The sequence below is a fragment of the Saccharibacillus sp. CPCC 101409 genome (assembly GCF_030518235.1).
GTDB lineage: Bacteria > Bacillota > Bacilli > Paenibacillales > Paenibacillaceae > Saccharibacillus.
Window position 1 is genome coordinate 17,481 of record NZ_JAULSA010000021.1, and the last position, 9,065, is coordinate 26,545.

Sequence of the window (9,065 nt, forward strand, 5' to 3'; positions counted from 1 at the left end):
CCTGAATAACGGGTTCACCACCCTAAAGGTTCAAAGGAATTACGAAGTAATTCCGAGTTCTCTTTGACGCAGAACCGTTTTGGCACGAGCGATTTCCTTGCGGACTGCGCTGATGCGTGTCGGGTTATCGAGCTGACCGGTAGCGAGCTGAAAGCGCAGATTAAAGAGTTCTTCTTTAAATCCGGAAACCTTCTGTTCGATTTCAGCAGTGGTCAGGTCACGCAGTTCCTTAGCCTTCATTTGCTTCACCACCCACTTCTTCACGTTTCACAAACTTGGTTTTGACAGGCAGTTTGTGAGCAGCGAGGCGCATCGCTTCGCGAGCGATTTCTTCCGATACACCGGAAAGTTCGAACATGATCTTACCCGGTTTTACGACTGCTACCCATTTCTCAACGTTACCTTTACCGCTACCCATCCGAACCTCGAGAGGCTTTTGGGTGATCGGCTTGTCAGGGAAAATTTTGATCCAGACTTTACCGCCCCGTTTGATGTAACGGGTCATGGCGATACGTGCCGCTTCGATCTGACGGTTCGTGATCCACGAAGGTTCAGTCGCTTGCAGGCCGAATTCGCCGAAGTTCAGTTCAGTACCGCCTTTAGCACGACCGGCCATGCTGCCGCGTTGCTGTTTACGGTGTTTTACACGTTTAGGTACCAACATGATTAGTTGCCTCCTTCCTGAGCAGCTTGTTGTTTCTTAGCTGGGGGAAGAATCTCTCCACGATAGATCCATACTTTAACGCCGATACGACCGTAAGTCGTGTGCGCTTCAGCTGTACCGTAGTCGATGTCGGCACGCAGGGTATGAAGTGGAACAGTTCCTTCGCTGTAGCCTTCCGAACGGGCGATTTCCGCGCCGCCGAGACGACCGCTAACCGCAGTTTTGATTCCTTTTGCGCCCGAACGCATCGTTCGTTGAATCGCTTGTTTCAGAGCACGACGGAACGATACGCGACGTTCCAGCTGTTGTGCAATGCTTTCTGCGACCAGGATAGCGTCAAGCTCTTGGTTCTTGATTTCCGCAATGTTGATGTGTACTTTTTTGCCGTTCGAAATCTTAGTGATTTCGCCGCGCAGTACTTCAACTTCCGCTCCGCCTCTACCGATAACCATACCCGGCTTGGCAGTGTGGATTGTTACGTTAACGCGATTTGCCGCTCTTTCGATCTCGATCTTGGAGACAGCGGATTCTTTCAGTTTCGTTTTGAGGTATTCGCGAATTTTCACGTCTTCCATCAGCAACGTACCGAAATCTTTACCAGCGTACCATTTGGATTCCCAGTCACGGATGATTCCTACGCGGAGTCCGACCGGATTTACTTTTTGTCCCACACGTGTCCCTCCTTACTTTTCGGATACAGCCAGAGTGATATGGCTGGTGCGTTTATTGATCCGGCTTGCGCGTCCCATTGCCCGCGGGCGGAAACGTTTCAAAGTCGGTCCTTGGTTAACGTAAACCTGCGTGATTACGAGTTTGTTTACGTCCATCGAATGATTGTGCTCCGCATTGGCGATAGCCGAGTTGAGCAGCTTTTCCAAAATCGGCGATGCCGCTTTCGGAGTGTGGCGCAGAATCGCAATCGCTTCGCCTACCTGCTTGCCGCGGATCAAATCAGCGACCAGTTGGGCTTTACGAGGAGCGATGCGGGAATATTTCAAATACGCTTTTGCTTCCATTCTATCATAACCTCCCTTCGGACTTTAATGACGTCCGTTTAGCGTCTTGTTTTCTTGTCGTCGTCGGTATGGCCTTTGTAAGTACGCGTCGGCGCGAACTCACCCAGTTTGTGTCCAACCATGTCTTCCGTTACGTACACCGGCACGTGCTTGCGTCCGTCGTAAACGGCGAAAGTATGTCCGATGAATTGCGGGAAAATCGTGGAGCGTCTGGACCAAGTTTTGATAACGGCCTTTTTACTAGCTTCGTTCATGACTTCTACTTTTTTCAGCAGGTATCCGTCAATGAAAGGGCCTTTCTTGAGACTGCGTGTCATCGATTGTAGTCCTCCCTTCAGCTGGCTTCGTTCATAATCCCGGCCGTGAAGCAATGCGGGATAAGCGCATTACTTCGTGCGGCGACGGATGATGTATTGATCCGAAGATTTGTTTTTCTTACGCGTTTTGTAACCGAGCGTCGGTTTGCCCCAAGGCGAGAGCGGGGATTTACGTCCGATCGGAGCACGACCTTCACCACCACCGTGTGGGTGATCGTTCGGGTTCATAACTACGCCGCGGACTTCAGGGCGTTTGCCCAACCAGCGGTTACGACCGGCTTTACCGATCTTCACGAGTTCGTGATCCTGGTTGCCTACCGAACCGATTGTGGCGCGGCAAACTTTAAGGATGCGGCGAACTTCGCCCGAAGACAAGCGGATCGATACGTAGCGTTCTTCTTTACCCAGAAGCTGAGCTTCCGTGCCGGCTGCGCGAACGAGTTGTCCGCCTTTGCCAGGCTTCAATTCGATATTGTGGATAACCGTACCTACCGGAATGTTTTCCAGCGGCATTGCGTTACCCGTTTTGATGTCCGATCCTGGACCGGAATAGATCGTGTCGCCGACTTTCAGACCTTTAGGCGCGATGATATAGCGCTTTTCGCCATCCGCATAGTTGATCAGCGCGATGTTCGAAGTCCGGTTCGGATCGTATTCGATCGTAGCAACGCGGCCTGGAATTCCATCCTTGTCGCGCTTAAAGTCGATAATCCGGTATTTACGTTTGTGTCCGCCGCCTTGGTGACGAACCGTAATTTTACCTTGGTTGTTGCGGCCCGCTTTGTTGTACAAAGGCGACAGCAACGATTTCTCCGGCTGATTCGTGGTAATTTCTTCGAACGTCGACACGCTCATTGCGCGGCGAGCCGGGGATGTCGGTTTATACTTTTTGATTGGCACGTTGGTTTCCCTCCTTACTCTGCAGATTCAAAGAATTCGAGCGATTTGCTGTCAGGAGTCAGCGTCACGATCGCTTTTTTCCATTCGCTCGTATAACCGGAGTGACGGCCGTAGCGTTTCGGCTTAGCCGGCACGCGCAGAACGTTGACTTTCGACACTTTTACGCCGAAGATCGATTCTACTGCCTTTTTCACTTCCGTTTTATTGGCACTAGTTGCCACTTCAAACACGTACTTCGATTGACTCATCGCTTCAGCCGTACGTTCCGTAATAATCGGACGTTTGATAAGGTCGCGAGGATCTTTCATTATGCGAATACCTCCTCTACCTTCTGAACTGCGTCCTTCGTGATGATCAGTTTATCATGCACGAGAACGTCGAGAACATTGATGCCATCAGCCTGGACGAATTTTACGCCCGGGATATTGCGCGCGGACAGAGCCACGTTGTTGTCGTATTCCGGAGCCACTACCAGGGCTTTACGGTCTACGTTCAGTTTGCTCAGGATTCCTGCAAACTCTTTGGTCTTCGGAGCGTTCAGGCTCAGAGCGTCGAGAACGATAATTTCGTTCGCGATGACTTTCGAAGACAGTGCCGATTTGATCGCCAAACGACGAACTTTTTTAGGCAGTTTGTAGGAGTAGCTGCGCGGAGTCGGTCCGAAGACGATACCGCCGCCTTTCCATTGCGGAGCACGGATCGAACCCTGACGAGCGCGTCCCGTACCTTTTTGTTTCCAAGGTTTACGACCGCCGCCGCGAACTTCCGAACGTCCTTTGACTTTGTGCGTACCGGAGCGCAGGGATGCTTGCTGCATCACTACCGCCTGGTGAAGAACGTGTCCATTGGGATTGATTCCGAATACCGAGTCGCTCAGTTCGATCTCGCCGACCTGGCTGCCTTCGATATTATAGACTGCTACTTTAGGCATTTCATGTTCCTCCTTTCTTTAAGCGTTATATTATTTCTTCACCGATGCGCGAACTTTAACGAAGGCGTTTTTAGGACCCGGGATGGAGCCTTTAACGAGCAGTACGTTGCGTTCCGCGTCGACTCTTACGATTTCGAGGTTTTGGACAGTGATCGAGTCGTGGCCCATGTGTCCTGGCAGGCGTTTGCCTTTCGGCACGCGGTTAGCCTGGATGGAACCCATCGAACCCGGTCTACGGTGGTAACGCGAGCCGTGCGCCATTGGTCCGCGGCTTTGTCCCCAACGTTTGATAACGCCGGCAAAACCTTTACCTTTGGAAACGCCGCTTACGTCAACGAATTCGCCTTCTGCGAACACGTCCGCTTTAAGCACTTGTCCAACCTCGTAAGTTCCGAGGTCAACACCGCGAAGTTCGCGAATGTAGCGCTTAGGTGCAGTGTCCGCTTTCTTAGCGTGTCCTGCCTCCGGTTTGTTGGAACGGCTGGCTTTCTTGTCCGCGAAACCGATTTGTACCGCTTCGTATCCATCGTTCTCCACGTCTTTCTTCTGCAGCACCACGCAAGGGCCTGCTTCGATGACGGTTACCGGAACGACGTTACCTTCAGCGGTGAACACTTGGGTCATACCCAGTTTTTTCCCTAAGATACCTTTCATGTTGACACCTCTTTTCATTTATGTCCTTATTCAGGAGTCTTACAGTTTGATCTCGATATCTACACCGGACGGCAGGTCCAAACGCATCAGTGCGTCCACGGTTTGTGGAGTCGGGTTCACGATGTCGATCAGACGCTTGTGCGTACGCTGTTCGAACTGTTCGCGCGAGTCTTTGTACTTATGCACCGCACGGAGAACAGTAATGATTTGTTTTTCGGTAGGCAGCGGGATCGGTCCGGAAACACCGGCACCCGAACGCTTAGCTGTTTCAACGATTTTTTCGGCGGATTGATCCAGAACTCTGTGATCATATGCCTTCAAACGAATACGAATTTTTTGCTTTGCCATTTAATATTCCCTCCTTCTATCGCCCAATTTGGTATCGGACATACTCCGCGAAAATTTTCCTCACACGCCCTCTATGGCAAAGGAGCCGGGTGTGTCGGTAACCTCTCGCATCATCGCAACGTCTCAGAACAACATTCATTATTATATAGAATATGACGAGACAATGCAATACTTTTTTCAATTTGCACAAAAAGAAAGCGAGGCCCCATCCCGTCTCCGGGATAAACGCCCCGCTTCCGCTCTTTCGTTTACAATACGCCGTTGCTCGTTCCAGTACACTGTTGCTTGTTTTGCTCTATTTAAGAAGATTTAAACCTTCTTATTTTTGGATTGTTGCTACGGCGCCGGCGCCTACTGTACGTCCGCCTTCACGAATCGAGAACTTCGTTCCTTCTTCGATAGCGATCGGAGCGATCAGTTGAACGGTAACCGTGATGTTGTCGCCCGGCATTACCATTTCCGTACCTTCCGGCAGGTTGATGATGCCCGTTACGTCAGTTGTACGGAAGTAGAACTGAGGACGGTATCCTGTGAAGAAAGGCTTGTGACGGCCACCTTCTTCTTTAGTCAGGACGTAGATTTGAGCTGTGAATTCCGTGTGCGGCTTAACCGAACCCGGCTTCGACAGAACTTGTCCACGCTCGATTTGCTGACGGTCTACACCGCGCAGCAGGGCGCCGATGTTGTCGCCGGCTTGAGCGGAATCCATCAGTTTACGGAACATTTCAACGCCCGTAACAACGGATTTCTTGGACTCTTCAGCGATACCTACGATTTCGATTTCGTCGCCGATTTTAACTGTACCGCGTTCGATACGGCCAGTTGCTACCGTACCGCGGCCAGTGATCGAGAACACGTCTTCGACCGGCATCAGGAAAGGCTTCTCGGTGTCGCGTTCCGGAGTCGGGATGTACTCGTCGATGATGTTGAACATTTCAACGATTTTTTGAGCCCATTCGCCGTCCGGGTTTTGCAGAGCTTCACGAGCCGAACCTTGGATGATCGGAGTGTCGTCGCCCGGGAAGTCGTACTCGCTCAGCAGGTCGCGAACTTCCATTTCAACGAGTTCCAACAGCTCTTCGTCTTCAACCATGTCGCATTTGTTCAGGAATACGACGATGTAAGGAACGCCTACTTGGCGGGAGAGAAGGATGTGTTCGCGAGTTTGCGGCATTGGGCCGTCAGCTGCGGATACAACCAGGATCGCTCCGTCCATTTGGGCAGCGCCGGTGATCATGTTTTTAACATAGTCGGCGTGTCCTGGGCAGTCTACGTGAGCGTAGTGACGAGCTGGAGTTTCATATTCAACGTGTGCCGTCGAGATCGTGATACCACGTTCTCTTTCTTCCGGAGCCTTGTCGATTTGGTCAAATGCGACAGCGGCGCCACCGTAAGTTTTGGACAGTACAGTTGTGATTGCAGCAGTCAGGGTCGTTTTACCATGGTCGACGTGACCAATAGTACCGATGTTAACGTGCGGCTTATTACGTTCGAATTTAGCTTTAGCCATTTGAAACAGTTCCTCCTTAATATAGAAAGATTATAGTTTGTTAAACAACGCCGGAAGTCGATATCCCGAAGGACGCTTCCCTCCGGCGGTAAAAACGAGGATTACTCCCCTGCTTTGTTTTTGGATACGATTTCTTCGGCAATCGACTTCGGAACTTCTTCGTAATGAGAAAGTTCCATCGAGAATACGCCGCGTCCTTGCGTACCCGAACGCAGAGTCGTCGAGTATCCGAACATTTCGGACAGAGGCACCTTCGCACGGATAATTTGAGCACCGCTGCGTGTATCCATACCTTCGATACGGCCGCGGCGGGAGTTCAGCATGCCCATAACGTCGCCCATGTACTCCTCAGGCACGGTTACTTCGACTTTCATGATTGGCTCGAGCAGGACGGGCTTACACTTTTCCTTCGCTGCTTTGAGCGCCATCGAACCGGCGATTTTGAACGCCATTTCGTTGGAATCGACATCGTGATAAGAGCCGTCGACAACGGTCGCTTTAACGTCTACCAGCGGGAAGCCCGCGATAACGCCGCTCTTCATCTGTTCTTCGATCCCTGCAAGTGCCGGTTGAATATATTCGCGCGGTACGGAACCACCGACAACTTTGCTCTCGAATTGGCTGCCCGTGCCCGGTTCCAGAGGTTCGAATTCAACCCAGACGTGACCGTATTGACCGCGGCCGCCGGATTGACGAACGAACTTACCTTCTACGCGGGCTGCTTGACGGAACGTTTCACGGTAAGCAACCTGCGGTTTACCCACATTGGTTTCTACCTTAAACTCCCGGCGCATCCGGTCGATAATGATATCAAGGTGAAGTTCACCCATACCCGCCAGAATCGTCTGGCCGGTTTCTTCGTCCGTATGAGCGCGAAGAGTCGGATCTTCTTCGGTGAGCTTGCCCAGAGCTACGCCCAGTTTATCTTGGTCGGCTTTAGTTTTCGGCTCGACCGCGATTTCGATAACCGGATCAGGGAAGTTCATCGATTCCAGAATGACCGGGTTCTTCTCATCACACAGTGTATCACCTGTGCCCGTATCTTTCAAACCAACCGCTGCCGCGATATCGCCCGAATAAACGACGCTGATTTCTTGACGGCTGTTGGCGTGCATCTGAAGGATACGTCCGATCCGCTCGCGTTTGCCTTTCGTTGCATTCAGCACGTACGAACCGGATTGAAGCATACCGGAGTACACGCGGAAGAACGTCAGCTTACCTACGTAAGGGTCGGTCATAATCTTGAATGCCAGTGCGGAAAACGGCTCTTCGTCCGAAGAATGACGAACCGCTTCCGTACCGTCTTCAAGGTGACCTTGAATAGCAGGTACGTCGACCGGAGCCGGCAGGTAATCAACAACGGCATCCAGCATCAGCTGAACCCCTTTGTTTTTGTAGGAAGATCCGCAGATAACCGGGAAAATCTTAACGTCGATAACGCCTTGACGCAGAGCCGCTTTCAGCTCGTCGATGGAGATTTCTTCTCCTTCAAGGTATTTCATCATCAAGTTTTCGTCCAGTTCGGCGACTTTCTCTACGAGTTCCGCACGCAGTTCTTCAACCTGAGCTTTATACTCTTCAGGCACTTCAACGACTTCGATGTTTTGACCGAGATCGTCTTTGTACATGTGAGCTTTTTGCTCAACCAGGTCGATGATACCGATGAAATCGTTCTCTGCGCCGATCGGAAGTTGAATCGCTACCGAATTGGCTTGGAGACGCTCGCCCATATCTTTAACCACGTTCAGGAAGTCCGCACCGATAATGTCCATTTTGTTGACGTAAGCGATCCGCGGAACGCCGTAACGGTCAGCCTGTCTCCATACGGTTTCAGACTGAGGTTCGACACCTTCTTTGGCACTGAATACGCCTACTGCCCCGTCCAATACACGAAGGGAACGTTCAACTTCGACCGTGAAGTCAACGTGTCCCGGAGTATCGATGATATTGACGCGGTAACCGTGCCATTGAGCGGTCGTAGCGGCGGAAGTGATTGTAATCCCGCGCTCTTGTTCTTGTTCCATCCAGTCCATCGTCGCAGCGCCTTCGTGAACTTCACCGATTTTGTGCGTGATGCCCGTGTAGAACAGAATCCGTTCAGTAGTCGTCGTTTTACCGGCGTCAATATGCGCCATGATACCGATGTTACGTGTATTTTTCAAGGAGAACTCTCTTGCCATGAATGGGATTCTCCCTTCAAAATTCTGTAGTGGTTACTAGGTTGTTAAGCCGAAATCCTACCAGCGGTAGTGTGCGAACGCTTTGTTCGCTTCAGCCATTTTGTGCGTGTCTTCGCGTTTCTTCACGGATGCGCCTGTGTTGTTCGATGCATCGATGATTTCAGCCGCCAGACGCTCTTCCATTGTCTTCTCGCCGCGGTTGCGGGAGTAGTTAACGAGCCAACGGAGACCGAGAGCCGTCCGTCTTTCAGGCTTAACTTCGATCGGCACTTGATAGTTGGCGCCGCCTACACGGCGGGCTTTAACTTCGAGAACCGGCATGATGTTCTTGATTGCAGCCTCAAATACTTCCATCGGGTCGTTGCCCGTGCGTTCTTGAATCAACTTGAACGAGTTATACAGGATGTTTTGAGCTACACCGCGTTTACCGTCGATCATGATGCGGTTGATCAGACGAGTAACCAGTTTGCTGTTGTACACCGGATCCGGCAGTACGTCTCTTTTGGTAACTGGACCTTTGCGTGGCATGGATATCCCCCTTTCTC

Annotated in this window: 13 protein-coding genes; all 13 read right to left on the reverse strand. The window is 51.3% G+C overall.

What is annotated here, in order from left to right:
* Nucleotides 1-39 precede the first annotated feature (39 nt).
* The 13 genes from rpmC to rpsG all read right to left on the reverse strand — a co-directional run bounded on the left by rpmC (nt 40) and on the right by rpsG (nt 9,048).
* Nucleotides 40-240 carry a 50S ribosomal protein L29 gene (gene rpmC, locus QWJ34_RS24555; protein WP_302731740.1) on the reverse strand — a complete coding sequence of 67 codons (201 nt, stop codon included), beginning with the start codon at nt 238-240 and terminating at the stop codon, nt 40-42.
* Nucleotides 230-664, reverse strand: a complete 435-nt coding sequence (gene rplP / locus QWJ34_RS24560) for a 50S ribosomal protein L16 (protein WP_302731741.1) — start codon at nt 662-664, stop codon at nt 230-232. The genes rpmC and rplP overlap by 11 nt, the downstream gene beginning before the upstream one ends.
* Before the next feature lie 2 nt (nt 665-666).
* Entirely contained in the window at nt 667-1,335 is a 669-nt protein-coding gene (gene rpsC / locus QWJ34_RS24565) for a 30S ribosomal protein S3 (RefSeq protein WP_302731742.1), read from the reverse strand.
* A 12-nt stretch (nt 1,336-1,347) separates the two neighbouring features.
* Entirely contained in the window at nt 1,348-1,680 is a 333-nt protein-coding gene (rplV, locus tag QWJ34_RS24570; RefSeq protein ID WP_302731743.1) for a 50S ribosomal protein L22, read from the reverse strand.
* Between the two features lie 38 nt (nt 1,681-1,718).
* The gene (rpsS, locus tag QWJ34_RS24575; RefSeq protein ID WP_018978364.1) at nt 1,719-1,997 is read right to left on the reverse strand and encodes a 30S ribosomal protein S19; all 279 of its coding nucleotides are present in this window, start codon (nt 1,995-1,997) and stop codon (nt 1,719-1,721) included.
* Nucleotides 1,998-2,066: 69 nt separating this feature from the next.
* The gene (gene rplB, locus QWJ34_RS24580; protein WP_302731744.1) at nt 2,067-2,897 is read right to left on the reverse strand and encodes a 50S ribosomal protein L2; all 831 of its coding nucleotides are present in this window, start codon (nt 2,895-2,897) and stop codon (nt 2,067-2,069) included.
* 14 nt (nt 2,898-2,911) lie between these two features.
* A complete protein-coding gene (gene rplW, locus QWJ34_RS24585; protein ID WP_302731745.1) occupies nt 2,912-3,205 on the reverse strand; it encodes a 50S ribosomal protein L23 in 294 nt (97 codons plus the stop codon).
* Nucleotides 3,205-3,828: a 50S ribosomal protein L4 gene (rplD, locus tag QWJ34_RS24590; RefSeq protein WP_302731746.1), complete on the reverse strand. Its 624-nt coding sequence runs from the start codon at nt 3,826-3,828 to the stop codon at nt 3,205-3,207. The genes rplW and rplD overlap by 1 nt, the downstream gene beginning before the upstream one ends.
* Before the next feature lie 30 nt (nt 3,829-3,858).
* Nucleotides 3,859-4,482 (reverse strand): 50S ribosomal protein L3, encoded by a 624-nt coding sequence (gene rplC, locus QWJ34_RS24595; protein ID WP_302731747.1) that lies wholly within the window; start codon nt 4,480-4,482, stop codon nt 3,859-3,861.
* Between the two features lie 39 nt (nt 4,483-4,521).
* Complete coding sequence (gene rpsJ, locus QWJ34_RS24600) at nt 4,522-4,830, reverse strand: 30S ribosomal protein S10 (protein ID WP_172199121.1); 309 nt, start codon at nt 4,828-4,830, stop codon at nt 4,522-4,524.
* 319 nt (nt 4,831-5,149) lie between these two features.
* The gene (tuf, locus tag QWJ34_RS24605; protein ID WP_302731748.1) at nt 5,150-6,340 is read right to left on the reverse strand and encodes an elongation factor Tu; all 1,191 of its coding nucleotides are present in this window, start codon (nt 6,338-6,340) and stop codon (nt 5,150-5,152) included.
* 101 nt (nt 6,341-6,441) lie between these two features.
* Entirely contained in the window at nt 6,442-8,520 is a 2,079-nt protein-coding gene (gene fusA / locus QWJ34_RS24610) for an elongation factor G (protein ID WP_302731749.1), read from the reverse strand.
* Between the two features lie 57 nt (nt 8,521-8,577).
* Complete coding sequence (gene rpsG / locus QWJ34_RS24615; protein ID WP_018978372.1) at nt 8,578-9,048, reverse strand: 30S ribosomal protein S7; 471 nt, start codon at nt 9,046-9,048, stop codon at nt 8,578-8,580.
* Nucleotides 9,049-9,065 lie beyond the last annotated feature (17 nt).

Coding starts and splice junctions, on each gene's coding strand:
- rpmC (WP_302731740.1), bottom strand. CDS start 240: ATGAAGGCTAAGGAACTGCGTGACCTGACCACTGCTGAAATCGAACAG.
- rplP (WP_302731741.1), bottom strand. CDS start 664: ATGTTGGTACCTAAACGTGTAAAACACCGTAAACAGCAACGCGGCAGC.
- rplV (WP_302731743.1), bottom strand. CDS start 1,680: ATGGAAGCAAAAGCGTATTTGAAATATTCCCGCATCGCTCCTCGTAAA.
- rpsS (WP_018978364.1), bottom strand. CDS start 1,997: ATGACACGCAGTCTCAAGAAAGGCCCTTTCATTGACGGATACCTGCTG.
- rplW (WP_302731745.1), bottom strand. CDS start 3,205: ATGAAAGATCCTCGCGACCTTATCAAACGTCCGATTATTACGGAACGT.
- rplD (WP_302731746.1), bottom strand. CDS start 3,828: ATGCCTAAAGTAGCAGTCTATAATATCGAAGGCAGCCAGGTCGGCGAG.
- rplC (WP_302731747.1), bottom strand. CDS start 4,482: ATGAAAGGTATCTTAGGGAAAAAACTGGGTATGACCCAAGTGTTCACC.
- rpsJ (WP_172199121.1), bottom strand. CDS start 4,830: ATGGCAAAGCAAAAAATTCGTATTCGTTTGAAGGCATATGATCACAGA.
- tuf (WP_302731748.1), bottom strand. CDS start 6,340: ATGGCTAAAGCTAAATTCGAACGTAATAAGCCGCACGTTAACATCGGT.
- fusA (WP_302731749.1), bottom strand. CDS start 8,520: ATGGCAAGAGAGTTCTCCTTGAAAAATACACGTAACATCGGTATCATG.
- rpsG (WP_018978372.1), bottom strand. CDS start 9,048: ATGCCACGCAAAGGTCCAGTTACCAAAAGAGACGTACTGCCGGATCCG.